Raw genomic sequence first — 26,552 nt, 5'->3', positions numbered from 1 at the left:
TTAGTAATGATTAAGGTTAATCCCAGCTTCTTTCGCCATTGCTTCTAACCCTTTGGTTTCTAGGGTTTTGATTGCTTTAGTAGATAGACGCATTTTCACCCAACGCTTTCCGCTTTCCCACCAAACGCGCTTGTTTTGCAGGTTCGCTTGCTGAAGGCGCTTGGTGCGGCGGTGCGAGTGAGAGACGGAAAAGGCGTTATTTGCTTTTTTGCCTGTTAATTCACAGCGACGAGACATTGTCAGAAACTCCGATTCTTTAGCACAATCTCCCATTATATAAAATCGCCCGGCAAGCGGGATACGATTTATCCTCGTTACCCCTCCTAGTGAATGAGGAGGGGTTGGGAATGAGGTTTTTCTACTTTGTAGCTTCCTGTGTCAGCTTGGTGAGTACCTCATTGGAACGCTCAACGAATGATTTCATTCCTTCAGCGTCAAAACCCTTTTGAGACATCAGCGCCAAATCATATATATGTTGGCAAACCAAGTTCACGAGCTGTCCGGTAGGCGATTGAACATCACCTTGAATAATGCTACCTTGACTCAAATCCGCTAAATTTTGAATTAGTGGGTGAGCAGTATTGACTAGGAAAATGTGGTCTTCAGGAAACTCTGCTGTTTGCTGCTGCATTAAAGCGTTCATTTCCCGCAGGCGGCGCAAAATCTCTGGTAAAAGCACCATTGCAGGTGGTGTCCCTTGCGGATCGTCGGCTTTCAAAGCTTCGGTGCGGATATTCAGCTTGGGTTTGTTGAGGGCTTTCTCAAATAGCTCTTTGATAACCTCAGTTCTGGTTTTATTTGTCTTCGGATCAACAATTTCCCCTGCTTTGTCTTGATCGAGCAGAGTGCTATCTAAGTCGGAGTCTACCCGCGTAAATTTAACATCCTGATGTTCCCTCTCCAAGAAGTTGATGAAGTGGGTGTCAATAAAGGAGTCTAGAAACAGGACTTCTAAACCTTGATTTTTGTGCAGTTCTATGTATGGAGCTTGCGCCGCTTCATCGGTGGCGTAGAAGACACGGTTTTCGTGACGTTCTTTATTGCGTTCTAGGTACTCTTTCAGGGTTGTGTAGGGCAATTTTGGAGTGTCTTCGTTTGCTGAAGTTACATCTTGCCAAACATCCCCCTCTTGAGATTGTACCTCAACTGCTGGGGTAGCTGTTGATTCCTGAGCGCTGCTTGGTTGATAGGTGCTGCGGAAGACAATGATATCTTCGACTTGTTTTTTGAATTTCTCGTCGTTGAGAACGCCGAATTTTACGAAGGTACCCAAGTCTTTCCAAGCGCTGATGTATTGTTCGCGGTTGTCGCGGTAAAGTTCTTTGAGGCGATCGCCCACTTTCTTGGCAATGTAGTCACCAATTTTCCGCACAGTGCGGTCAGTTTGCAAAGCACTCCGTGATACGTTCAGCGGAATATCTGTGCTATCAATCACACCCCGCATTGGCAGGAGAAATTGTGGGATAATTTCCTCACAATGGTCGCTAACAAAAACTTGGTTGGAGAAGAGCTTGATTTGCCCCTTGGTGACATCCACATCCGGTCGCATTTTGGGGAAATACAGAATACCGTTGATGATAAAGGGATAGTCAGTATTGAGATGCACCCAAAGCAACGGCTCTTCTTGGAAAGGATACAGGTAGCGGTAAAACTCTAGATAATCTTCTTGACTCAGGCTATTAGGAGTCTCTCGCCATACTGCTCTTTGCTTATTTAACACCTCGCCATCAAGTTTGATGGGTACTGGCATGAAATCGCAGTATGTTTTAATAAGCTGCTTAATACGTGCTGCTTCTAAATACTCCTGTTCTTCCTCTTGTAGAGTGAGGGTAATCGTAGTACCGCGAGTTGTACGAGAAGATTCTTCTAGGGTGAACTCTGGAGAACCGTCGCAACTCCAGTGAACCGCTTGCGCACCTTCTTTGTAGGACAAGGTATCGATTTCTACCTTTTGTGCCACCATGAAGGAGGAGTAGAAGCCAAGACCAAAGTGACCGATTATCGGTTGGTCTGATTTGCCTTCGTACTTCTGTATAAATTCCTCAGCACTAGAGAAGGCTACCTGGTTAATGTATTTCTTGACCTCCTCTGCCGTCAGTCCGATACCATTGTCCGTGATGGAGAGGGTCTTTTTGTCTTTGTCTATAGCAATTTGAATTTCCGGTTCGCCGATTTCACCGGAATACTCCCCAGCGCGAGATACCATTTTCAACTTTTGGATGGCATCTACAGCGTTGGAAACCAGTTCCCGCAAGAAGATTTCGTGGTCGGAGTAAAGAGACTTCTTGATAATCGGGAAAATATTCTCAGTATGAATACTGATTGTGCCTTGTTCTAGCATAACTGATAATCTTCAATGCAAGTATCTGAATGATAACTGAGGCAAAACCCCGCAGCACCCCTATCTACACCTAAAGCCTAATTTAGGTGGTTAGTTAATAACTACCCTCATCTTAAAGGGCAGATATGGGGATTCTACCCATTAGGATTTTATGGTGCGTGTAAGGGCGATCGCTCTTAGTTTGCAGCATTGATTACCCGATATCAGCGATTCGGATTTCCCTACCAATTTGCTAAAGGTCGTATCCGCATAGAAGCGATCGCTTTTAGAGCTTAATATGTTCGCGTGGAAAAATGTTTTGACAACAGGTTTGTGATTCAAGATATGGCAAAGCCTGTATGTTGACGTAAATTCTCCGGATGAAAACCCAAAACAATGTCTTCACGAGGGATACCAGCTTCCATGAGTGCTTCTGCGACTGGGTAAGAACTACCGTCATACTGAATCCAAACTTTATCACCAATAATGTCGATATGTACCGTACAACCATGTACCCGACGGATTCCATCCCAACCTACTTGTAGGACTTGGTAACGGTCGCGTTCGGAATCTATAATAGCTCCAACATCAATTTGACCGTGATAAGGCTTGTGGGTGGTATATTCGGATATAACTTTCCGGACTATTTCACGATACTTTGCTAGTTTATCCATCGCACAATCCTCGCTTGTTCCTCATCAAAAACAATTAAGCAAATTTGTATCCGATTGAGGATTAACTGACCAAAGCGTTCTGAAAATAAACTTTCATACACTCGCTGGGGAATTGCCAGATAAAGTAAGCGTTCTGATTCTAATTCTAAAAGTACAGTGCGATAGATATCATACTGTCCCACTGCCTCCTGAAGGTCACGTATAGGCGAAAGGCTGAGAAAACTCTTAATTTCAACGGCGATTTTTTGAGAATCTTTTTCAGCAGCTATCGTATCACGTTCTGCACCGAGATCCACATACAAATTTCGACCCCCATAAGCTAAATATAAGGGGTCATCAGTAATTGTCCAGCCATCCGCTATCAGTGCTTGTACAACTACATCATGATATACATCTTTTGCAGGCATTCGTTTGCGAAGATTCTTTGGCTCCTAGAATACAGCTTAGAGTAATGTAGCTTCTATCACCAATATGCAGGATGTGAATTAAGCAATGCGCCTTACACACCCTGCTACTGCTCACACTTCTTGGGATGCCTCAATTAAGAAGGTCTTATTTTGCTGCGCTGGCACTTTAACCACCACTTTCTTACTAAAAGTCAACCCATGATCCGCCTTGTCAATCACAATCGTGTCGCCAAGGACAAAAGTATTCTCCAACAACTTGGTGGCGACGGGGTTTTCTACCTCTCGCTGAATTGCCCGTTTGATAGGACGTGCGCCGTATACTGGGTCATAACCCACTTCCACCAAGTAATCGCAAGCGGCTGATGATATTTCCAATGAGATTTTTTGCTCTTGTAGAAGTTTTTCCACCCGCTTAAGTTGGATGCGGACAATTTGCCGCAATTCGGTGCGGTTGAGGGTGTGGAAGAGAATGATGTCATCAACGCGGTTGAGAAATTCGGGGCGGAAGTGCGATCGCAAAGCATCCATTACCCGGCTGCGCATTTTTTCATACTTGGAGTCATCACCAGACACATCGAGGATATGTTCGCTACCAATGTTACTGGTCATCACAATCACAGTGTTGCGAAAATCAACTGTTCGCCCTTGCGAATCAGTAATCCTCCCGTCATCCAACACTTGCAACAGAATATTGAACACATCGGGGTGAGCTTTTTCCACTTCATCCAACAGCACCACCGAGTAGGGACGGCGGCGAATGCTTTCTGAAAGTTGACCGCCTTCTTCGTAACCGACGTATCCCGGAGGCGCACCCACCAAGCGGGAAACCGAGTGTTTCTCCATATACTCGGACATATCCAGACGCACCAAGGCGTCATCAGAATCAAAGAGAAACTGTGCCAAAGCACGGGCGAGTTCCGTTTTACCGACTCCCGTCGGTCCCATAAACAAGAATGAACCAATTGGGCGACCAGGGTCTTTCATTCCTGCACGGGCGCGACGAATTGCCGCTGAGACAGCTGAGACGGCTTCCTCTTGTCCAATAACTTTCTGGTGGAGGTGATTTTCAAGTTGCAGCAACTTTTGCCGTTCAGATTCCAGCAGCCGATTTACAGGAATTCCCGTCCATTTAGCGACAATTTCCGCAATATCTGCTTCTGTCACCTGTTCTCGTAGCAAGGTTTCCCCTTTACTTTGAATTTCCAGCAACTGCACTTCTTTTGCTTCGCGATCGTGCAGGACACTCTCCAATTTGCCAAACTTTAACTGTGCAGCTTTGTTAAGGTCGTAGGCGCGTTCTGCTTGTTCAATTTGCACCCGCAGCTTTTCTTCTTCTTGCTTTAATGCACTAATCGCTTCCAACAGCTGTTTTTCACCTTGCCACTGGTCATTAAATTCCTGCTGTTTTTCCGTCAAATTGGCAATTTCTTGCTCAATTCGCAGCAAACGCTCTTTCGTCTGGGCTGTAGCTTTCTCTTCTCCTGCCAAAGACAGCTTTTCCATTTCTAGCTGCATCAATCGTCGGTCGATGGCTTCCAATTCCGCTGGTTTGGAGGTAATCTCCATTTTCAACTGCGCCGCTGCTTCATCCACCAAGTCAATTGCTTTATCTGGTAAGAAACGGTCAGAAATATAACGTGCAGACAGTGTTGCTGCTGCTACTAAGGCGGAGTCAGAAATTTTAACATTGTGATGAACTTCGTAGCGTTCTTTCAAACCCCGCAAAATGGAAATTGTATTTTCCACACTCGGCTGATCGACAAAGACTTGCTGAAAACGCCGTTCTAAAGCCGCGTCTTTTTCAATGTATTTGCGGTACTCATCCAAGGTGCTTGCGCCAATGCAGCGCAGTTCTCCCCGCGCCAGCATGGGTTTGAGCAAATTTCCTGCATCCATCGCCCCTTGTTGCGTGGAACCAGTCCCGACAACGGTGTGCAGTTCATCAATAAACAGCACTATTTGACCGTTCGATTCTGTGACTTCCCGAAGGACGGATTTCAAGCGGTCTTCAAATTCGCCCCGGTATTTTGCCCCAGCAATCAAGCTGCCGATATCCAAAGCCATCAGTTGGCGATTTTTCAAAGATTCTGGAACATCGCCATTGACAATACGCTGTGCCAATGCCTCGGCGATCGCCGTTTTACCTACCCCAGGTTCACCAATCAGTACAGGGTTATTCTTGCTGCGGCGGGACAATACCTGTATGACTCGGCGAATTTCGTCATCTCTTCCAATAACCGGGTCTAGCTTACCAGCTTTTGCCTGTTCTGTCAAGTCTCTGCCAAACTTTTGCAAAGCTTCATAACGAGATTCTGGGTTTTGGTCTGTTACCTTTTGGCTACCCCGAACCGTTTTAATACTAGCTTCTAGCTTTGCGGTGTCTAGGTTAACGCTTTTGAATATCTTTCGTCCGATGCGTTCATCTTCAACAAAAGCTAAGAGTAAGTGTTCAATAGATATGTAGGAATCTTTCATTCTAGATCGAGCTTCTTCAGCTCGGTCTAGCAATGTGTCTAAACTACGACCGAGGTAGAGTTGATCGGCTTTACCTACTTTGGGCTGACGTTGGGTAAATGCTTCTAGTTGCTGTTGCAAGCGCATGGCGTCAACTTCACAACGACCGAGGATGCGTGTTGCTAGCCCAGTAGGTTCTTCTAATAAAGCAATCAGTAAATGTTCGACATCGAGTTGTTGTTGTTGATACGCTCGGACAATATCCTGTGATTTGACAATTGCTTCCCAGGCTTTATCAGTAAATTTATTTGGATCTGTAGGCTGCATCTTTACAATTTTAGATTTTGGATTTTAGATTTTGGATTTTAGATTTTGGATAATGGTATTTGTTTCAAATTAATATCGAATCATTATTGGAGACTATCTGCTTGTATCTGCGGTTGCAATTTGGTGATACTTTGTAGTCAGCGATCGCAGTGCTTAGCCTCAAGCGAACGTCGGTGACCTAGGTCGGGAAACCCTCCTTTAATACTGGTCTCACTACAAACCTACTCTAAAATGAAATCACTGTTCTGAAGGTGCCTTGCCAAATAGTGTTGTTGGAGCTATCGTTATCTGCATTTGTTACCACCGAAAGCGTGGGCGTAATACTAACATTGTCGCTTAGCTCCAGATTATAGAATGCCTCATAATTTATCTGAGTGGCATTTCCCAAACCATCAGTAACGAAAGGTTGACCAACGGCGATACCCCCAACAGTACCGGGAAGCAGGAGGTTACGAATACCAAATCCTACCGCCCAACTAAAGGGATGTAAATCTAAATCCTGGTTAATGGCGTTGTTGAACCCTTGGTAACTACCAAATCCCAGGCGAGTAAAAATCCCTATGTTTCGATTAAGGGCATATTCGGCATTAACCCCAAAGGCGTTAATGTCGGTGTTGTTGATTTCAGCTTTAGTATATTGTAGTCTTAATGCAAACTGATTGCTAAGTGAGTATTCCAGTTCTGCACTCGCTTGATATCTATCTTTAAATAAGCCACCATCGGCATTTGAGTTGACAAGATTTGCATCAGCGGCGATGTAAAGAGAACGCAAAGTCAATTGACCACCGCCTGGATTCCAAGCTAGCGCCACCCCTGCACCCCCATTTCGGTCAATTTGGTTTTGGACAATCAGAGGGTTATTGATAAAAAAGCTGGAACTAAAATCAACCGCCTCGTTGTTAGCATATCTGTTACGGTCAATAAAATCCCGTGGAGACATTTTTGCCCCAACAGTTACAGCCAAATCTGACACGGGGCGAAACGAGTAGTACAAGCGTCTTAGTTTAAAATTGGAGTCAACTTCCACATAATCAAGTCCGCCACCATTGGCGATTAAACCAGTCGTTCCCAACAGGTTAAGGTTCTTCTTTTGTTTTCGACTAATAGCATCATCGCCATTGTTACCAGCTTCTAGCTGAGTGAGGAGTAAATCTTTGCTGTCGAAGCTTGTTAAAAGATTTAACCGTAGGCGGGCGACGATACTAGCGTTTGCATGACTACCTTGTGTTGAAGCAACAATAGCTTGACCTTGGAGTTTTGTTGTGGTGGAGAATTGATTTGCTTCGAGTTGAGGGACGCGATCGCCAATTCTGTTGACACTCTGCTGCAATTCATCCAAGGCGGAACGATATTCTCTTTGTAATCGTCGTAAAGTCATCAAGTCTTGTTGAATAAACTGATTCCCAATACGATTAGCAATCAAGCTATCGACTTTATCTAAAGTAGCCGCCAAACCAGCAGCAAATTCATAACGAGACACAGGGCGGTTACCACGAAAGGTGCCATCCTGATAACCAGAGAGGACACCATAACGTTCCATGAGCGATCGCAATGCCTGATAAGCCCAGTCTGTGGGTTGAACATCAGACAATTCAGAAACCGCAGGTTGTTGAGGTGACGGTTGAGCATTCATCTCAAGATTACCAGGTTCTTGTTCAGCAGTGGATTCTGTAGCCGATGTCACAGATGATTTATCTGTTGCACCTGGAATTTCATCCGTCCCCACATCCGTTAAATCTCTAGTAGTCTCCCTACCCAAAAATGACGGGTAAGCATAGTTTGTAGTAAGCGCTTCAGCGCTAAAGCGCTTACTACAAACCCCGCAAAGTTGCTGTGGCGGACTACTAATTTCATCTGTTGCTACAGATGCTTCTGGAAATTCTGCAGATTCAATGACATCAGTAAACTGTTCAAATTTCTCTGGTATATTGCTATCACCGAGGTCATCCTGGTGATCAGAAATTGCAATAGCAGTTTCTGGCTGCTGTGGAGAAGGCAAAGAATTCGCTGCTTTTGGAAAGCAGATAATTTGGCTGAGAATTCCACAAATGAGTAAATTCCTAGCCAACAATTTTCGAGAACGGATTCTTTGCCGTAGGCATTGCTTTAGGCTCAACTCCATCACACCCATGTTTTTAGTTAGATTTACTGAGCAATCATTTGCTGTTCAGTTTCTTGTTTAACACTAGAACTGTGAGTACTCAGTTGAATAAGTTCTACCTTATATCCATTTGGGTCTTCCACAAAAGCAATGACCGTAGAACCGTGTTTCATTGGTCCTGGTTCGCGCACAACTTTACCACCAAGTTTTTTGATGTTCTCGCAAGTGGCATAAATATCATCAACACCAATGGCGATGTGACCGTAAGCATCGCCCAAGTCATACTTTTCCACACCCCAGTTATAAGTAAGTTCTAGCACCGTATTTTCACTTTCGTCACCGTAGCCAATAAAAGCCAGAGTAAACTCTCCCCCTGGGTAATCTTTTTGACGTAGTAGCTTCATTCCCAAAAGATCACAGTAGAACTTCAGAGATTCCTCAAGGTTACCTACCCGTAGCATCGTGTGCAGGAGTCGCATAATTATCTCCTTTGGCTTAATTTTTTGTGCTTCCGCTCAATATTGTAATCTGGGAACTGGTTCCATATTGGGAAAGTGGGGGGATGAGGAACAGACTCCTGATGCCTGAATTTTGAATTTTGAATTTTGAATTTTGAATTGATTTCTCCCTCACTCCTCGGACAACTCCAACCCGCCTCGGTAGCCAGTGATCAGACGGCTACCATCTTTGAAAATATGAACCTCTATTTGGTCGCTTGCCCAGGTAATCTGGTCTTCTAAGGCGGGATTAAAGACGTGAACTCGTTGATTGCTGGACGAAACAGGAGAATCAGGTGAGTTCATTGCTAGCGACTGAATGTAAGGACCATCAATCAGGATGTCCAACTGTTCCAATAAATCTTGAGCGCCAGCTGGCGGATACTGGGATTGTAACTGTTCCAAAGTAAAACCAGAAAAGGACATCACATTCAATCCACCCGCTTTTACCTTGCGTGCAACAGCAGCCAATGCAGGGGCTTGCCAAAAGGGTTCCCCTCCAGAAAATGTCACTCCTTGATTGCGAGGATTGCTAAGAATTTTTTCAGCAAGGCTGTCAACGGATATCAATTGATTCATTTCAAATGACCAGGATTCAGTATTAAAACAACCAGGACACTCCCGCAAACACCCCTGCACCCAAACAACAGCACGACATCCAGGACCATTCACCTCTGATTCATCGATATAGCCCATAATGTTGAGGTATCCGGCGGGAATTTCCATCAAAGCTGGGTAAGGGTTAGTTTTCTTTTGGGTCATTGTTTTTCTCTCTCTATGTTGGGGAAGGATTTACTTGCAGGCTAGAGGGAAAATTTGAGGAACTTTTGAGGGACTACAGTAGAATCGGCATTGCTGACTACTCCCTTCCCGCTATAAGATTACCGAACCTTCGTCTTTTCTTTCTTCGTGTCCTTCTCCTGACGGAGACGCTGCGCGTTGGCGTAGCCTGCGCTTTGCGCTTACGTGCCTTCGCGGTTCGTTACATTAGGTATTCTTAGGGCGGGAAGGGAGTAAAAAAGGTGTAGATATAGTCGGCAGTGCCTAGCCTAGGAAAATTTCATTCGACTGGTCGCAAAAATCCGCGTTTAGTATGTGACGTTCTCTCCCGTTAAGCTTGCGCTATAACAACGGGAGCTTCTCAAGATTAAAATAGAGAGAGCTGCACTCCATTCAAACCCCAAGCTTCTGGCTTCACGGGCTGTCTATTGACTAAGCCTCCACCAGCAGGCAAGATGAGTCCCACCTCGCTTAATGCTCGCTCCTTAATGTTCAGAGCGGCATTTTGGTCTCTATCCATTTGCAGTCCACATTTATCGCACTCATGCAATCGGATAGAGAGGGTTTTCGGTACTTTCGCGCCACATTTAGAGCAATTCTGGGTTGTACCATGAGGACTTACTTTCACTACTCGGACTCCGCATTTGACTGCCACTGATTCCAGAATTGTGATGAACTGACCCCAGGCTGCATCTAGAATTGACTTGCTCAATCGTGTACGCGCAAGTCCCTTGATATTCAATTCTTCAACCGCAATTAAATCATACTTTTTTGCCAGTTTGTGTGCTGTGTTGTAATGAAAATTTTTGCGCTGCCTACCAATACGTTGGTGGATTCTGCTTATTTTGTTCTGTTGAGCAGTAAACCCTCTAGATCCTTTCTGCTTGCGTGCCAAGAAGCGTTGCTGACGAGCTAGGTGAGACTGGGCTTTCCGATAGTGTTGCTTAATTGGGACTGTTTCACCTTCGGACGTAACAAGAAACTCCTTCAACCCTACATCAACGCCAACAGATGTCTTGACTTGTTCGAGCGGTAGTGGCTCTGGTATGGTGTCGTCCGCCATAGAAATACAGGCATACCAACCATCAGCTTTGTGGACAATCGTACAGGTCTTTAAAGTAAAACCATCCGGAATAGGGCGATGCACAATAATTCGCATTTCCCCTATTTTTGAGAGCTTTAAAATGCTGTTATTGAGAGATGCTCCAGCTTTTGGGCAGTTAACTCGCGGGTAAACAAATGACCGTAATTCTCCAATTTTCTTGTATTTGGGTCTCCCGCCTCGTTTCCCTAATTTATCTGGGAATAACCAACGTTCCCATGCTTTATTTAACCGTTGCAGATTAACCTGCTGTGATTCTGCCCAGATGTTTTTGTACTCTGGGAACAGTTCCTTGGTTTGCTTTAAATCAGCTTGTTGAGTGTAGTAGTTGACAGAAACAGGAATTTCCCCGATAGGCTCGCTTACAAGGCTACATCGGTCTAGTTGACAACGAGTTCGTCGCAGCCAATCTAAACGCTGACCAAGTGCATAATTCCAATGGCGACGTAATAGCTCCAGTGTGTGGAGCATTGCCGCTTCTTGTTCTGCATTAGGTTTGATTTTGTAGCTGTAAGTTAAAATCATAATTGCTATTTTAAAACTTACCGCTAATTATGACAAGTCTATACAATAAGGGTTTTAGGTCTGTATACTCTCTTGCCGCTCATATAGTATTTGTTACAAAGTACCGAAAGAAAGTCATCAATAAAGATATTCATAGTAGACTTGCTACTATTTTTGATGAAACTTGTTCCAAATGGGAAACAACACTGCTAGAGTTTAACGGGGAGGATGATCATGTACATCTACTAATTCGCTATCATCCTCAAATTGAACTGAGTAAGTTTATTGCTAATCTAAAGACCGTTTCCAGCCGCCTGATCCGCAAAGAGTTTGGTGACTATCTAGACAAAATTTACTGCAAACCCGTTTTCTGGACTGGTTCGTATTTTGTCGCTAGTTGCGGAGGAGTAACTGTTGAACAACTTAAAAAGTATGTTGAGCAACAAGCAACACCTGAATAATGATTCGCTATCGCTCAGTTTATTAACTGGTCGGTATTCCCCTCCCGCTAACACGCGCGGGTATAACAGGAGACCCCTACCGACATTTAGTTGGAAGCACAGATGGACACAGATGGACGCAGATGGACGCAGATAATTTATCGGTGTGCATCTGTGTTTATCTGTGGTTTCATAGACAAAAATCTGCTTTTGCAAGAGGGGTTTTGCCTCACAAGTCCATATTTTTTCTGCTAATCTCCTGTTGAGCAGAGACTTGGATAAACCATATCGCTGGAAATCTTCCTTAATCTCAGCCTATAGAGTTACTTAAACGCCCTATGCTAGATTCTCGGGTTAACCATTGGACTGTTAACCATTTGTCATTATTCCTTAACAAAAGACTAATGACAAACGACGAAGAACAAAGAACAAATGACAAAGGACGAAGAACAAATGTTTGACACTGCCATAGAAGCTATTGTCGCCCGCGAAATTCTTGACTCTCGCGGTAGACCAACAGTTGAAGCAGAAGTGCATTTGGTCAACGGTGTTGTAGGATTGGCGCAGGTTCCCAGTGGTGCGTCTACTGGCACTTTTGAAGCGCACGAACTGCGCGATCAGGATAAGGCGCGTTACGGGGGTAAGGGCGTACTCAAGGCGGTGCAAAACGTTAAAGAAGCACTTGCTCCAAAATTGATAGACTTGGATGCCCTTAACCAGGAATTGCTCGATCGCACGATGATTGCCTTGGATGGTTCTCCCAATAAATCCCAGCTTGGCGCTAATGCGATTTTAGCGGTTTCCCTGGCAGCAGCTAAAGCCGGTGCTGAGTCCTTGGGAATTCCCCTCTATCGCTACTTAGGCGGTCCACTTGCAAATTTGTTACCAGTACCGCTGATGAATTTGATTAACGGTGGTGCCCACGCAGCTAACAACGTGGATTTTCAAGAGTTTATGATTGTCCCCGTTGGCGCATCTTCTTTCCGGGAAGCGTTGCGCTGGGGTGCAGAGGTGTTTGCCACCCTCAGCAAAGTGTTGGATGAGAAAGGATTACTCACTGGGGTGGGAGATGAAGGCGGTTTTGCGCCAAATCTGGAGTCAAATCAGGTGGCGCTAGAATTGCTAGTTGCAGCGATTGAGAAGGCTGGGTACAAACCAGGGGAACAAGTGGCTTTGGCGTTGGATGTTGCTGCAAGTGAGTTTTATAAAGATGGGCAGTATGTCTACGACGGCAAACCTCACTCTCCTGCTGAGTTTGTTGACTACCTCGGGCAACTGGTTGACCAATACCCGATTGTGTCGATTGAGGATGGCTTGCATGAGGAAGATTGGCAAAATTGGCAGTTACTGACTCAGAAGTTAGGTTCCCGTGTGCAGTTGGTAGGAGATGACTTGTTTGTCACCAATGTCACGCGCTTGCAAAAAGGAATTGAGACCAAAGCTGGTAACGCCATTTTGATTAAACTTAATCAAATTGGTTCGCTGACAGAAACGCTGCAAACAATTGACTTGGCAACTCGCAACGGTTTCCGGTCAATCATCAGCCATCGTTCTGGAGAAACAGAAGACACAACTATTGCTGATTTAGCAGTCGCAACTCGTGCCGGTCAAATCAAAACGGGTTCCCTCTGTCGCAGCGAACGGGTAGCAAAATACAACCGTTTGCTACGAATTGAGGATGAATTAGGCGATCGCGCTGTTTATGCTGGTGCTGCGGGACTAGGACCGAAGTAAGAGCAAGGGGAGCACCGCTTAAGGGGGAGATGAAGCGCGCCCTTCTCCGCGCCCCCTCCCTTGCCCGCTGCGGGCTCCAGAATGATAAACATGTTCCGTGCAAAATTTTGTGAATCTTTTTTGGAAATCTTTTTTGTAGGTATCCAAAAAAGGGTAAGGTATGGCGAAGACTTCAATGATTATCCTTTCTAGAGATAAAAATGAAGATGAAAACCATAGGAAGGCGGGTTTGTCTCGTGGCGGGCTTGTCTGTGGCGGTTGTTGTCGGCGCTTTGGGGGCGGATTTGTCGGCGGCGGGGGCTCTTGGGGCGAGCGTTGAGAGCAGTTTAGGACACCCAGGTGTACAGAGGCACCCAGACGACACCCGTGTCTGGCCATCACCCGTGTCTGGCGGCAATCTCGGGTGCAACGGGAACAAGGAGGGGCGCAGGTGCGGGAACAACTAAGGTTAGCGACCAGGCTGCGGGGAGAAGAAACCAACGTGCGGCAACACTTTCTTTTATTGCAACTTCCGTCAAACGCCCTATTAGCTTGGATAAACTTATCTACCACTTCTGCCACTTCGGGGCATTCCAATACCTGGCACTGTTCCCAAAGTGTCAGTTGACCTGGTGAGCATTTGGTGCTTACTTCTTATTCGATTAATTTTATGACCAGCCAGCAGCCGCCCCTTTGGGGAAGGCAAAAGTCAAAAGTCAAAAGTCAAAAGTAAGGATCTTCTTTTGATTTTTGACTTGTTTTGTGTTGGTTTTGCTTTCGGTTTATGTTGTTGACCGAAATTAATGGGTACAAGCCCCGCCGTTGTAGGGCGGCTTTTGGTATTTGTGATAGGATGGTTTACGTAGGGTTTGTCCACGTCAAATGATAGTTTTAGAGTTTAAGGCTAAGGGAAGGACAACTCAATATAGTGCTATAAATGAGGCGATTAGAACGGCTCAATTCGTCCGCAACAAGTGTATCCGTTTTTGGATGGACAATCGTGGCGTGGGACAGAAAGACCTTTATCGTCATAATACAGCGCTGAGAGCAGAATATCCCTTTGTCAAAGACTTAAACTCTCATGCTTGCCAAGCAGCAGTGGAAAGAGCTTATAGTTCAATTGCTCGGTTCTACGACAATTGTAAAAAGTCTATTCCGGGTAAAAAAGGCTATCCGAACTTCAAAAAGAACTGTCGCTCAGTAGAATACAAGACATCAGGATGGTCGCTTTCTAGGACTAGGAAGCAAATCACATTTACTGACAAAAAAGGTATTGGCAAACTCAAACTCAAAGGAACGTGGGACTTAAACTTCTACCAGCTAGACCAGATAAAACGAGTTAGGTTAGTCAACAAAGCTGATGGGTACTATGTTCAGTTTCTAATTAGAACTGACAACAAGATAGACACACAGCCTACTGGTAAAACTATTGGATTGGACGTAGGACTCAAAGAGTTTTACACCGATAGTAATGGACATACCGAACCTAACCCGAAATTTTATCGCACAGGTGAGAAGCGGTTGAAATTTCATCAACGTCGGGTTTCTCGCAAAAACAAAGGTTCTGCCAACCGCAAAAAAGCCATTAACAGTTTAGGGCGAGTACACCTCAAAATAAGTAGGCAACGTCAAGAACATGCCAAGAGACTGGCGCGTTGCGTAATCCAATCTAACGATTTGGTCGCCTACGAAGACTTGAGGATTAAGAACTTAGTTAAAAATCATTGTCTTGCCAAATCTATTAATGATGCTGGTTGGTATCAATTTAGAAAATGGTTAGAGTATTTTGGCATTAAGTTTGCAAGAGTTACGGTTGCCGTCAACCCTGCATACACTTCTCAAGAATGCTCTAAATGCGGCACGATAATCAAAAAGTCTTTGTCTATGAGAACCCATGTTTGTCAGTGTGGGTTTATCTTAGACCGGGATCATAATGCCGCGCTTGTTATTCTAAATCGAGCCTTGAGTACCACAGGGCATGTGGGAACTTGGATCTTAGATCCGAACGCTTCGGGAGATTCGACCTCTACTCTGATTGGAGCAATCCTGTCTGAACAAGTTGGGTCTTTGAACGAAGAATCTCCGCACTTATAGGGCGGAGAGTGTCAAATGATATCGTATAGATGATGGAAAAGGTGTGCGCAGGCGAACCCACCTCTCCTACAGTAAAAACAAACAATAAACGATGAAGTGAGCTTTGTGCTCCAAGACTGTAAACGAAGTTCGTTTTTGAAGTAAAAAATTGCTCATGGAAGTTCTAAAATTTACGAGCACGATAGATGAATCAGGATATTTGAATCTTAATATTCCAACGCAGTTAGCCGCTGGGGAGGTGGACATTGTTGTTGTTTTGAATCCAGTTTCGTCACAAGGGAAGCAAAAACCCAGCTATGATTTCTCCGACTTGGTGGGGCGGTTAACTTGGCAGGGAGATGCACTTCTTATGCAAAGGACTCTACGGGATGAGTGGTAATCGCTACGTATTGGATACGAATGCGATTGTGGCTCTACTTCAAGGGAATTCTCAACTGATTCAATTACTTCAAGATGCTGATTGGATTGGAATTTCAGTTATTAGCCAAATTGAATTTCTGGCTTTTTCTGAGTTGAGTCAAGATGATCGCCAGCTTTTTCAACTGTTTCTTCAGCGAGTGGAGATTGTCGATCTAGTGGCGAGTGATGCTGTATTAATTGAGAAAATCATTGAAATTCGGCTGCAATATAGGTTGAAACTACCGGATGCTGTTATTGCAGCAATGGCGATCCAAAATTCAGCAAGTTTGGTGACTGCTGATACTGAGTTTACGAAGGTAACAATGTTAACGGTAATTAATTGGTAGCGATGCTCCTGAAGAAGCCGCCAAGGGCGATAAGCCGGAGGCTTGACGCTACGCGTATCGCGCAAAGCAACAGACGCCAGAATGCGTATCGCCAACAAGCAAGGAAAACATTTGTGCTAGCTAAACACAACTTGTAAATCTAAAACAAACCCAGGTAAAACATCTTCTCCTGATAAACTTGTTGGATTATTCAACACGAATTGTGGCTGTAAGGCACGATAAATTTCTACTTTTTTATTTTGTGTATCAATTAACCAACCCAGACGCAATCCATTATCGATGTATTCGGTGCATCTTTTTGCGTAGCGTTTCCATATTGTCACTTATGTAAATCAGCGAAATCCTGCTCAGTAAAGATAATCCCCTCGCTTTGGATTACCTTTCTAAATTTTTGTAATCCCTCCCAAAAATTATCTCCTCTAGATTCCTCCTTTTTTTTCCGCAGAAACTCAAATAAATAGTCCCGTTCTTCTGTGGACAAAGTGTTAATAGAATTAAGAATTTCTTGTAAAGTCATCAAGTGAAGCTCCTCTAAACTGAACTCCCATCTTATACCGTTTCACTTGAAGGTTAATACAAATGGGCAGCAGGGGAGGCAGGGGGAGATGAGGGAGCAAGGGGAGCAGGGGGAGATGAGGGAGCAGGGGGAGATGAGGGAGCAGGGGGAGATGAGGGAGCAGGTGCGCAAGGCATTACACCCGTACATAGACAGTTATTTCTTTCCCCCTCATCCCCCTCATCCTCCTCATCCCCCTCATCCCCCTCATCCCCCTTATCCTCCTCATCTCCCTTGTTCTCAGTTACGGATAAAACCCCAACTTCGGCAACCCCAGTGTCTCATCCCAACCCATCATAATATTGAGACATTGGATGGCTTGACCTGCCTGTCCTTTGATTAAATTATCAATTGCTGACATGACGATCGCCCGACCAGTACGCGGGTCAACTTCTATGCCTATGTAACATAGGTTACTGCCGCCTGCCCATTTGGTTTGGGGGTAAACGCCTGGGTCACAAACTGTCACCCAAGGAGAGTTACGGTAAAAGGCTCGGTAAATCGTGATTAAGTCATCTCGCACCAAACCAGGATCCCGTAGCGTAGCATACACTGTTGCTAAGATGCCCCGCACCATCGGAATCAGGTGTGGTGTAAATTGGATGGTGACTTCGTGCCCCGCTAAGTCACTGCAAATCTGCTCGATTTCTGGCGTATGGCGATGACGGGCAACATTGTAAGCACCCAAGGAGTTATCTGCTTCGGCAAGTAACATATTGACTTTCGCTTGACGTCCGCCGCCAGATGTGCCTGATTTGGCATCAACTATGGCTGTTTCTGGGACAATCAGCCCTTGCTTGAGGAGTGGTGAAAGTGCCAGGAGGCTAGCGGTGGGGTAGCAACCAGGACAGCCTATGAGTTGTGCTTCTGCAATGCGATCGCGGTACAGTTCTGGTAATCCATAAACAGACTGTGCTGCCGTTGCAAGATCCGTTCTCTGGACACCATACCAGCTTGTGTAAGTTGTTAAATCGCTAAAGCGATAGTCGGCACTCAGATCAAGGACTTTACATCCTTTTTCTAACAATTGCGGAGCCATTTTGCAAGCTAGACCATTTGGCAGAGACAGAAAAACTACCTCACAACGCCCTGCAATTGTTTCTGGATCAACAGCCTCAATCTGTTGGTTAATTATATGAGCCAGATGCGGGTAGAGATCCGCCAACGGTTTTCCTGCGCTACTCTCTCCACCTAAGTAAACCAGTTCGACTTCTGGATGATCCATCAATAGTCGGACTAACTGAACTCCGCCGTAGCCTGACGCGCCAACAATCCCAACGGGTACGCGTCTAAAATTACCCATAACTATGAAATCCTTTTTGAATCTGGAGAACTCTCATTACCAGTATTTTGCCGCTAAAGGCTTATTGCTGTTTCACTGTTACTGCCAAGAGCGATCATAAATCCTACTTTAGCCGCAGATATTTATCGGTATGTTATCGAATCTTTGCTTCTGGTGCTTCTGGAATATTCCAAAAGAGCTACAATCAAAAACAAGGATTTATTAAAAAAAATTTACCTTTGGTAGCTGGAAATTCTCTGTGTCGCAGCTTAACACGACCTTAAACCCAAGCTTTGTATTTGACTCGATTGACGCCGCCTTGGCTGACTTGAAAGCTGGTCGCCAGATTGTGGTGGTGGATGACGAAAATCGAGAAAATGAAGGCGACCTGATTTGTGCTGCTCAATTTGCTACCCCTGACATCATTAATTTTATGGCAGTGGAAGCCCGAGGGCTAATTTGTCTGGCAATGACGGGCGATCGCCTTGATGAATTAAACTTGCCATTGATGGTGACTAACATTACGGACACCAACCAAACTGCTTTCACCGTCAGTATTGACGCTGGACCTCACCTAGGGGTAAGTACTGGAATCTCGGCTGAAGACCGCGCCCGGACGATCCAAGTTGCTATTAACCCAGCAACACAACCATTAGATTTGCGTCGTCCCGGTCATATTTTCCCCATTCGGGCAAAGGAAGGAGGCGTACTCAAACGGGCAGGACATACAGAAGCTGCTGTTGATTTAGCCCGATTGGCTGGATTATACCCCTCTGGCGTCATTTGTGAAATTCAAAACTCCGACGGTTCGATGGCGCGGTTACCCCAGTTGATTTCCTATGCCAAACAGCACAATCTCAAAATTATTAGTATCGCGGACTTAATTAGTTACCGCCTCCAGCACGATCGCCTGATTAAGCGCGAAACTGTTGCTGATTTACCCACCCAGTTTGGTGTTTTTCAAATCTACGCTTACCGCCATACTCTTGATAATACAGAACACGTTGCAATTGTCAAGGGCAATCCTGCTGAATTTCAAGACAACCCAGTTATGGTGCGGATGCATTCCGAATGCCTCACTGGAGATGCTTTAGGTTCTTTGCGCTGTGACTGTCGGATGCAGTTACAAGCAGCACTGAAAATGATTGAAAATGCCGGACATGGTGTTGTTGTTTACCTGCGGCAAGAAGGACGGGGGATTGGGCTGATTAATAAGTTGAAGGCTTACTCGTTGCAGGATATGGGACTCGATACCGTAGAAGCGAATGAGCGATTGGGATTCCCCGCTGATTTGCGAGACTACGGTATGGGAGCGCAAATGCTGATGGATTTGGGGGTGCATAAGATTCGCTTGATTACCAATAATCCCCGTAAAATTGCTGGGTTGAAGGGATACAAGTTGGAAGTTGTGGATCGTGTACCCTTGTTAATTGAAGCAAACGACTACAATTCTTATTACCTGACAACAAAAGCGAAAAAGCTGGGTCATATGCTGTTGCAGACTTATCTGGTGACAGTGGCGATTAACTGGCAAGATGATCCCGAAGCAGTGACCGAACGCTACGAACGCTTAGAAAAACTACGGCATTTAGCGAAAAGTCATGACTTATTGTTACAGGAAGAAGCACGTCCTTTGGCGATCGCCCTGTTTGATAAGCCATCGTTAATCGTACACTTGGGTTTCGACCAAGCGAACGTTGCAACACACGATTGGTACAAGCAGAAAGGTCATCCTTATGTACAGGCGATTAGTCAAATCTTGGATCAACTCGTCAGTTTACCTGACATTGAAAAGCTAGAATTTCTGATGTCACCAGGGGTTGATCCTTTAAGTAACCTGCAAGTGCAATTGGATCGGCAGACGTTCCCCCTAGGGACATTGCCTTCGTCTATTTGTTGTGACCAGTTGGACACGCAAAAGATTTATAGTTTTAGTCGGTCTTATTGAGCTTTCGCTGCCTTAAACGATACTGTTGGCAATAATGTAGTAGGGTGAGCAATGCCCACCCTACAATGAAAAGTTTTCATAATTCGCCGACAACCTTTTATACCATTTCACTTTCAGGTTGCTACAAATCGGTAGCAGGGAGCAGAGGAGTACAACAGCACAACAGCACAACAGCAGGGAAGAATTATGTGTAGCCCTAACTAAGGAATTGGTATTAGGAGGAGAATTCAAGCCTGCCGGATCAAAGATTTAAGACAGTGGTTAATAACCAATACAGTTTGATTAACCGCGTCTGTGATCTGACGATCATGCTTTTTCGTGATCTGCGTTCGCGTAGCGGCTGCTTTGCAGCATCGTTCCTCACAGTCTCACCTTGACATTGCCCCTACCTTCTCGATAGAAGTTGCGGTGCTTCTTGCCCTTGCAGCAACGGCGCACTCACCACTTCGGCTAGTTCTGTACCCTCTGTCTTTAACAATGCTTCCCAATCAGCTTTTAATTCTGGATCATTGGGACGAGAGGTACGCAAACGGACTAGGGTGGCAATAGTGTCTTGCCAAATTCCAGCTTGTGCATAGAAATGGGGAAGCTGTTGTGGGCTAGCATTTTTGAGCTGTGTTGCCAGTTGATCTCCCGGTTGAATGCGTTTGATGGCTCCTTCAACTACGCGATCATGAGAACGTGCTTTGGGATTGCAAATCACTGAGAATGACCAACGATACTGCTTACCTGGTTCTAATGACGCCGTCGTTACGGGAATACTGACAACTCCAGCTTTGCCACTCGGTTTATAATATTGCTTGCTCAGAACATTACTTTTGTTTTCGTCCGAGATTACCAGTTCTAGCTGTGCTTGGGTAGAGGTTTTAGGAACATAAAATAGCAACACGGGATTTGCTACTGTTGTTAACCCTAGGTTCGCTTGAGGCATTATAGCTGTCAGACGTTTACTACCTGTATCTGCGAAGCATTGACTGTCCCGCGCGGCACCAGCGACACGTCTACCTGGTACTCCTAAAGCGGTTGGAGCCTTGAATGTTATCCGAGCTTCTGCAGGTGTAAAAGCGATCAGGACAGACGATAACCCTAATATGGCAGTCAAGGTGGCTGCTGTTAAAGAGCGGTCTTGTAAAAAGGTCTTCATAAGAATCACTGGTAAGGTGAAAACCTTGGTGGTAGATGCTTAAAAAAAGCTTACTCCACCATACGTTTTATAGCTAACAACAACAATATTATTAGCTATAAGTATTATACGGGGAGTTCCTTAGAGATTATGCAAGCAAAACTTTTGCTCTGATGTCTCCCAAAGCATGCTATAGCTTGCTCCTATGGAATTTTAGCAACAATTTGTAGAAATTTAGGAATATTCATGAACAACTATTAAAAGATTTGTACTTTACTGTCATTTTGCAACTTGACACGTAAGAGAAATTGCGGTTAGTTAACCGTAATACTACAATATCAAACCCTCACACCTTTCCCCCCTCTGAATTGATTTGTACCGGGCAGCGTTGGCACCGAGGGATTTTTGATGGGTGATGAGTACCAACATAGCTACATATAGAAGCCAAAACAATGATTAGTCAAGTTTCAGAAACAAAGATGCACTTCATCAGGTGGCTGCTTGCTATCGGCTGGCTGATGCTAATCTTCTCTTTATTTTACGATCCAATCTCACCTTGGTTGACACAACCCTACAGTATCGGCGCACGCATCTTTTGGACAGTCGTTATTCCAAGTGCGATTGTTATTTTGCTGGTGTTCGGTCATGAATTTTGGCGACGGATTTGTCCATTGTATTTCTTCTCCCAGATTCCACGGGCGCTAGGAATCCAACGCAAGCGTAAAACAGTTTACTCAGATACGGGTAGCGTTCGTTCGGAATTGGCAGGTATAGAAAAAGAGTCTTGGCTGGGTCGCAATTACCTATTCCTGCAATTTGGTTTGTTGTACTTGGGCTTGAATATCCGCATTTTGTTTGTGAATGGCGATCGCATTGCGATGGGGTTTTTCCTGCTATTTACGATCGCCTCAGCGATTACTGTAGGTTTTCTTTACAAGGGAAAAAGCTGGTGTCAGTATTTCTGCCCAATGGCACCTGTACAAATGTTTTTCACAGGACGACGGGGCTTGCTGGGCAGCGAAGCTCACCTCCAGCCACCACAGAGTATAACCCAGTCTACTTGTAGGACAGTTGATAGTTCTGGTAACGAGAAGAGTGCATGTGTCAGTTGCCAATCTCCTTGTATCGATATTGACGCAGAGCGTTCTTATTGGGAAGGAATTACCAGACCAGATCAGAAGCTAGTCTTTTACGGTTACTTCGGTTTGATGCTGGGATACTACGTCTTCTTTTACTTGTATTCCGGGAACTGGGAATACTATTTTTCTGGTGGATGGCTGTATGACCAAAACCCCTTAGGCACACTCTTGGGACCAGGATTTTACATCTTTGGTCGTGCAATTCCGATTCCCAAAATCATTGCAGCTCCCCTCACCCTCGCTGTTTTTTGCGCCGCTAGCTATTTCGCATGCGAATTTTTAGAAAGACTTTATAGAGCTTATCTGAAAAAGAAAAACAAATACCTTAATGAAGAACAAGTCCTGCACGTCTGTTTTGTTTTGTGTACTTTTGTATCGTTTAATGTCTTTTTTGTCTTTGGCATTCGCCCGATTTTAAACCTACTGCCAGATTGGGCGATCGTCGGGTTTAACATACTTGGCGTGCTCGTCAGTAGCTTATGGCTGGAGCGCAGTTTGGGGGGTAGCAAAGAGCGTTATGCTCGTGAAAGCCTGGCAAATAGTTTGCGCCGCCAGTTGAACAAGCTAGCAGTAGACTGGTCTAAGTTGCTTGAAGGACGTTCATTGCAAGACCTGATTCCTGATGAGGTGTATGTTTTAGCAAAAGTCCTCCCGGGTTTTAGACGTGTAGACCAAGTGCGAGTTTACCAAGGAGTTTTGCGTGATGCTCTAGAAGAAGGGAATGTGAGTTATGGAGAGAGTTTACACGCCCTCAAGGATTTGCGAAACCAATTGAACGTCACTGATGAGGACCATTACTCTGTTTTAGCAGAACTTGAGGTCGAAGACCCTACCTTACTCACTCCGCAAAAGCAACCCAGCCGCGAAAATAAATTGCGTATTGAAAGCTATCGGCGGGCGTTAGATTTGCTGATCCAAAAAATGGTGGAAAGAGGGATACCTCTAACAGAGGCCATTGATCGTAAGCAAAAGCAAATTCAGGCATTGAGACAGGAGTATGCGATTACTGTAGATGAACAGGAACAAGTTTTAGCTGAGATGTTTAATCAAAACGGCGTACTACTGCGGACAGCAGAAACACTTTTGGCTCAGTTGCAAGAATTGGCAGTACGCGATCAGATCCTGTACAACTCAGTAGTAAACCCCCAAGCGCCTGTTTATGTTTTGCTACGCAAAGCAGTGCAGGAGAAGAAAAAACTGATTGCCACCCAGTTACTCCGCATCTTAGAAATTTTAAAAGAATCTCCGGAAGCTCTCAATATTGCTCGTTCAACAGGCGTACTGGCGGCAAATGTGATTGCAGAAATTCTGGAAGTGAACGAAGAGCAGCCAAGCTGGCAAAAGCGTTTAAATCCAAGAGTTCTCGCTTCATTACGACAACAAGACCAGCTCAGCCCGCCTCTGCAAATATCAACACAACTTGGTATTGATGGGAACATTCATCAGGATCCACAAAAAAAACGCTATTCTCTGGATGTGACCAATCCTTTAACGAATATGCGTCTACCTCGTTCAGAAGCAATTCATCAAGTTTTGGTCGAACTCCTAGAGGACTTGGATCCCTTAGTGCAAGCTGCCAGTCTTTATGCACTGTATCAGCAGAATCCAGCAGTTGGTATGCAGTATGCTCGTCAAATACTGAATGTTAAGCAAAACAAAGATTCGCTTGTACAAGAAACAGCTCGAAGCATTGTTGGTCAAAGTCAGCACCAGAAGCAGCCTGATCATGTACCGACTTTGATTGTTCAGATCAAAGTCATGGGACGCACAGAAAGGCGGGTTTTCCAACAGCCGACAATTCAAGTCGGACGAGGACACGAGAATGATATTGTGATTTTGGATAACCGTGTTTCCCGACAGCACGCCATATTTTATTTAGATGAAACAGGAGTGAGTGTTAAAGATTTGGGAAGCAGCAATGGTCTGCGTATTGGTAAAGAAAATGTTCACGACCAGCAAAAGCAACTCAAACAGGGAGAAATTATTCGCCTCAGCAGTGGAGATGACTTGGTTATCCTTGTGCAATGGCAAATGCAATCCCCACAAGATCAGGCGATCGCCCACTCAGCAGGAACCCTAGAAAAGCTGTTATGGCTTTATGACAGCAGTTTCTTCCAAGGGCTGAAGGCAAATGTTTTGATTGAACTTGCTCGCAATGCAAGCGTGCGGGAATATCAGCCGCAAGAAGAAATTTGCCGGATGGGAGCAACTGCTGTTGAACTGATAGTCCTGATTGATGGCCAAGCAATGGTACTCTCAGGCAATACAGCGAATAATCAGACGATTTTGCCTGGGCAAACTATAGGTGAGCTAGAAGTCTTGACCCACAGCTATTATGTGGTAACAGTCGTAGCACTAGCGGAAAAGACTCGAGCCTTAGCTATCAAGGCAAAAGATTTCGAGGCGGCGCTTTCACATAATCCACCACTCGCGATCAATGTCTTAGAAATGGTCAGTCATCGTCTTCAAGAAAGTTTAGGGCAAGCTGCAGCTGTGACTCAACTTTAAAGATATTGCCGCCGTTCAAAGTCCATACTTTCGCCTTGGGCTTTGGGCGGCGGCGTTTTTGACTTTTGAGCCACACGAGCTAGGGTGGATATGAGTATATTGCAAAGACAAAGAGAATTTATATTCATTATTAACATTAACGTTTTTAAATACACATTAAGTATGCTTAAAATCAAGCTAGTAGATCCTAATACACCAGACCAGCTAAAAGACGTAGACTTAAAGCCAGAAACCAAGCCGAATCATGAGTGCCTGATTGGTCGCTTTGTGAACTGCGATTTAGTTCTAGACAGTGCTGAAGTCAGCCGGATGCATGGAAAAGTTTCCATGAAAAATGGAAATTATTATTTTGCTGATTTAGGTAGCAGAGGTGGTTCCCGGATTAATGGCGAAAAGGTGCAAATCAATCAAGATTATCTCCTCAACCCAAGCGACACGATTCAAATCGGTCGGTTTGTCCTGATGATTTCACAAATTGGGTCACAAGAAGACAAAACAGTTGTTGAAAAAAAAGGAGAACAACTCAGCTTTCGTCCGTCGAACTCTCAGGCAGTACCACAATCTTCTCCTGTCTCTGCCAAGAAATATATGCCTCTGGCGATGCTAGAACCAACCGAGTTGCAACGCTGGGTGAAGGGAGAGTTAACAGTGACCTGCATAAGTGTAATCGATGAAACAGATGATGTCAAAACCTTTCGCTTTGTGGCAGATCCTCCGGTATTGTTTACTTATAAACCAGGTCAGTTTGTCACCCTCAAGCTGGAAATCAATGGCAAACAGGTTTCGCGTTCCTACACTATTTCCTCAAGCCCCTCTCGTCCCCATACCTTAGAAATTACTATCAAACGTATTCCTCCTCCTTCCGCTTCGCCATTGGGGGAACCAGAAGGTTTCGTGTCTCAGTGGTTGCACGATAATATTACTGTTGGTAGTAAAATCAAGCTCTCAGGACCACTAGGCAAGTTTAGCTGCTTAGCCAACCCCTTCCCAAAAATCTTATTTTTAAGCGCAGGTGTCGGTATCACACCGATGATGTCCATGTCCCGGTGGGTGTGTGACACTGGTTCTGATTGTGATATAATATTTTTCCACAGTGCTCGTACTCCGCGTGATTTCATTTTCCGGCAGGAACTAGAACTGATGTCAGCACGACATCAGAATTTTCATCTGGCGGTTTCCACGACTCGTAGAGAACCTGGACAGACATGGTTTGGTTTAACTGGCAGGTTGGATGCAACCATGCTTCAAGTTGTGGCACCGGATTTTCGGGAGCGTAGTGTGTATGCCTGTGGCCCACATGGTTTTATGGACAACGTCAAAGGGATGCTGCAAGCTCTTGGTTATTCAATGCAAAACTACCATGAGGAAAGCTTTGGACCTGTGCGTAAGACTTCCAAATCTATCATTTCCACGCACAAGCAGACTGTGGTGGACAGTTCGAGTCATATTGTCAATCGTGAAATTAATTATAATTCAAAACAAAATTTTATACATTTACCCCGAGAAACAGTTTCTGACTCAAGTGTAAGCGATGCTGCAAGATATCCCACCAGCCAATGTTGTGTTCTTTTCTCTAGGTCGGGAATAGAAGTCAACAGTGATGGGGAAGAATCAATTCTCAATTTGGCTGAACAGCAGGGATTGAAAATTCGTAATAGTTGCCGTTCTGGAGTGTGTGGTAGCTGCAAGAAGTTAAAGTTACACGGACAAGTCAATTTAGAAGCCGAACCTGAAGGCTTGGACGAGAGTGAACGTCAGGAAGGCTACATTCTGACTTGCATCTCTTATCCTATTGGACGAGTTGTCATTGATGCATAATGATATGGAAGAATGGAAA

23 protein-coding genes are annotated in these 26,552 nt (G+C 44.8%); 9 read left to right on the top strand and 14 right to left on the bottom strand.

Annotation, left to right across the window (positions count from 1 at the left end; translation table 11 throughout):
- From rpmB to ACM0OZ_RS05695, 9 genes are all read right to left on the bottom strand, one after another.
- Window positions 1-237 (bottom strand): 50S ribosomal protein L28, encoded by a 237-nt coding sequence (rpmB, locus tag ACM0OZ_RS05735; RefSeq protein WP_414581845.1) that lies wholly within the window; start codon window positions 235-237, stop codon window positions 1-3.
- Window positions 238-358: 121 nt separating this feature from the next.
- Window positions 359-2,341 (bottom strand): molecular chaperone HtpG, encoded by a 1,983-nt coding sequence (gene htpG, locus ACM0OZ_RS05730; protein WP_414581844.1) that lies wholly within the window; start codon window positions 2,339-2,341, stop codon window positions 359-361.
- A gap of 317 nt (window positions 2,342-2,658) precedes the next feature.
- Window positions 2,659-2,994: a XisI protein gene (locus ACM0OZ_RS05725; protein ID WP_073633526.1), complete on the bottom strand. Its 336-nt coding sequence runs from the start codon at window positions 2,992-2,994 to the stop codon at window positions 2,659-2,661.
- Entirely contained in the window at window positions 2,982-3,401 is a 420-nt protein-coding gene (locus ACM0OZ_RS05720) for an element excision factor XisH family protein (protein WP_414581843.1), read from the bottom strand. Before ACM0OZ_RS05720 ends, ACM0OZ_RS05725 begins: the two co-directional genes overlap by 13 nt.
- Before the next feature lie 111 nt (window positions 3,402-3,512).
- Window positions 3,513-6,182, bottom strand: a complete 2,670-nt coding sequence (gene clpB, locus ACM0OZ_RS05715) for an ATP-dependent chaperone ClpB (protein WP_414581842.1) — start codon at window positions 6,180-6,182, stop codon at window positions 3,513-3,515.
- 226 nt (window positions 6,183-6,408) lie between these two features.
- Window positions 6,409-8,304: an iron uptake porin gene (locus ACM0OZ_RS05710; RefSeq protein ID WP_414581841.1), complete on the bottom strand. Its 1,896-nt coding sequence runs from the start codon at window positions 8,302-8,304 to the stop codon at window positions 6,409-6,411.
- Window positions 8,305-8,327: 23 nt separating this feature from the next.
- Window positions 8,328-8,762 carry a lactoylglutathione lyase gene (gloA, locus tag ACM0OZ_RS05705; protein WP_414581840.1) on the bottom strand — a complete coding sequence of 145 codons (435 nt, stop codon included), beginning with the start codon at window positions 8,760-8,762 and terminating at the stop codon, window positions 8,328-8,330.
- 150 nt (window positions 8,763-8,912) lie between these two features.
- Entirely contained in the window at window positions 8,913-9,542 is a 630-nt protein-coding gene (locus tag ACM0OZ_RS05700; RefSeq protein WP_414581839.1) for a 4Fe-4S single cluster domain-containing protein, read from the bottom strand.
- 385 nt (window positions 9,543-9,927) lie between these two features.
- Window positions 9,928-11,187: an RNA-guided endonuclease InsQ/TnpB family protein gene (locus ACM0OZ_RS05695; protein ID WP_414581838.1), complete on the bottom strand. Its 1,260-nt coding sequence runs from the start codon at window positions 11,185-11,187 to the stop codon at window positions 9,928-9,930.
- 29 nt (window positions 11,188-11,216) lie between these two features.
- On the opposite strand from ACM0OZ_RS05695, the gene tnpA reads away from it, so the two are divergent.
- From tnpA to ACM0OZ_RS05665, 6 genes are all read left to right on the top strand, one after another.
- Window positions 11,217-11,627 (top strand): IS200/IS605 family transposase, encoded by a 411-nt coding sequence (gene tnpA, locus ACM0OZ_RS05690; protein WP_414581837.1) that lies wholly within the window; start codon window positions 11,217-11,219, stop codon window positions 11,625-11,627.
- 432 nt (window positions 11,628-12,059) lie between these two features.
- Entirely contained in the window at window positions 12,060-13,340 is a 1,281-nt protein-coding gene (gene eno / locus ACM0OZ_RS05685) for a phosphopyruvate hydratase (protein WP_414581923.1), read from the top strand.
- 160 nt (window positions 13,341-13,500) lie between these two features.
- The gene (locus tag ACM0OZ_RS05680) at window positions 13,501-13,659 is read left to right on the top strand and encodes a hypothetical protein (RefSeq protein WP_414581836.1); all 159 of its coding nucleotides are present in this window, start codon (window positions 13,501-13,503) and stop codon (window positions 13,657-13,659) included.
- Window positions 13,660-14,201: 542 nt separating this feature from the next.
- On the top strand, window positions 14,202-15,413 hold the full coding sequence (locus tag ACM0OZ_RS05675; RefSeq protein ID WP_414581835.1) for an RNA-guided endonuclease InsQ/TnpB family protein: 1,212 nt from the start codon (window positions 14,202-14,204) through the stop codon (window positions 15,411-15,413).
- A 154-nt stretch (window positions 15,414-15,567) separates the two neighbouring features.
- Entirely contained in the window at window positions 15,568-15,792 is a 225-nt protein-coding gene (locus ACM0OZ_RS05670; protein WP_414581834.1) for a hypothetical protein, read from the top strand.
- Window positions 15,782-16,159 (top strand): type II toxin-antitoxin system VapC family toxin, encoded by a 378-nt coding sequence (locus ACM0OZ_RS05665; RefSeq protein WP_414581833.1) that lies wholly within the window; start codon window positions 15,782-15,784, stop codon window positions 16,157-16,159. The genes ACM0OZ_RS05670 and ACM0OZ_RS05665 overlap by 11 nt, the downstream gene beginning before the upstream one ends.
- A 116-nt stretch (window positions 16,160-16,275) precedes the next feature.
- Here ACM0OZ_RS05665 and ACM0OZ_RS05660 read toward each other — a convergent pair whose 3' ends face one another.
- The 4 genes from ACM0OZ_RS05660 to argC all read right to left on the bottom strand — a co-directional run bounded on the left by ACM0OZ_RS05660 (window position 16,276) and on the right by argC (window position 18,018).
- Window positions 16,276-16,482, bottom strand: a complete 207-nt coding sequence (locus ACM0OZ_RS05660; protein WP_414581832.1) for a Uma2 family endonuclease — start codon at window positions 16,480-16,482, stop codon at window positions 16,276-16,278.
- Window positions 16,479-16,676, bottom strand: coding sequence for a hypothetical protein (locus ACM0OZ_RS05655; protein ID WP_414581831.1), 198 nt, complete (start codon window positions 16,674-16,676; stop codon window positions 16,479-16,481). Before ACM0OZ_RS05655 ends, ACM0OZ_RS05660 begins: the two co-directional genes overlap by 4 nt.
- Before the next feature lie 53 nt (window positions 16,677-16,729).
- Window positions 16,730-16,852: a hypothetical protein gene (locus tag ACM0OZ_RS05650; RefSeq protein ID WP_414581830.1), complete on the bottom strand. Its 123-nt coding sequence runs from the start codon at window positions 16,850-16,852 to the stop codon at window positions 16,730-16,732.
- Window positions 16,853-16,959: 107 nt separating this feature from the next.
- Window positions 16,960-18,018 (bottom strand): N-acetyl-gamma-glutamyl-phosphate reductase, encoded by a 1,059-nt coding sequence (gene argC / locus ACM0OZ_RS05645; RefSeq protein WP_414581828.1) that lies wholly within the window; start codon window positions 18,016-18,018, stop codon window positions 16,960-16,962.
- Between the two features lie 238 nt (window positions 18,019-18,256).
- On the opposite strand from argC, the gene ribBA reads away from it, so the two are divergent.
- The gene (ribBA, locus tag ACM0OZ_RS05640; RefSeq protein WP_414581827.1) at window positions 18,257-19,945 is read left to right on the top strand and encodes a bifunctional 3,4-dihydroxy-2-butanone-4-phosphate synthase/GTP cyclohydrolase II; all 1,689 of its coding nucleotides are present in this window, start codon (window positions 18,257-18,259) and stop codon (window positions 19,943-19,945) included.
- Between the two features lie 385 nt (window positions 19,946-20,330).
- On the opposite strand, the gene ACM0OZ_RS05635 is transcribed toward ribBA, so the two are convergent.
- Window positions 20,331-21,089 (bottom strand): DUF928 domain-containing protein, encoded by a 759-nt coding sequence (locus ACM0OZ_RS05635; protein WP_414581826.1) that lies wholly within the window; start codon window positions 21,087-21,089, stop codon window positions 20,331-20,333.
- A gap of 431 nt (window positions 21,090-21,520) precedes the next feature.
- Here ACM0OZ_RS05635 and ACM0OZ_RS05630 point away from each other — a divergent pair, with 431 nt between their 5' ends.
- Together ACM0OZ_RS05630 and ACM0OZ_RS05625 are read left to right on the top strand one after the other, a co-directional pair.
- Window positions 21,521-24,715, top strand: coding sequence for an FHA domain-containing protein (locus tag ACM0OZ_RS05630; RefSeq protein WP_414581825.1), 3,195 nt, complete (start codon window positions 21,521-21,523; stop codon window positions 24,713-24,715).
- Window positions 24,716-24,877: 162 nt separating this feature from the next.
- A complete protein-coding gene (locus tag ACM0OZ_RS05625) occupies window positions 24,878-26,533 on the top strand; it encodes an FAD-binding oxidoreductase (RefSeq protein WP_414581824.1) in 1,656 nt (551 codons plus the stop codon).
- Window positions 26,534-26,552 lie beyond the last annotated feature (19 nt).

The organism is Scytonema sp. PCC 10023 (assembly GCF_963920835.1).
Taxonomy (GTDB): domain Bacteria; phylum Cyanobacteriota; class Cyanobacteriia; order Cyanobacteriales; family Nostocaceae; genus Kalymmatonema.
The sequence above is the reverse complement of the archived record's forward strand: the minus strand, read 5'-3'. Positions and strand labels throughout refer to the sequence as shown.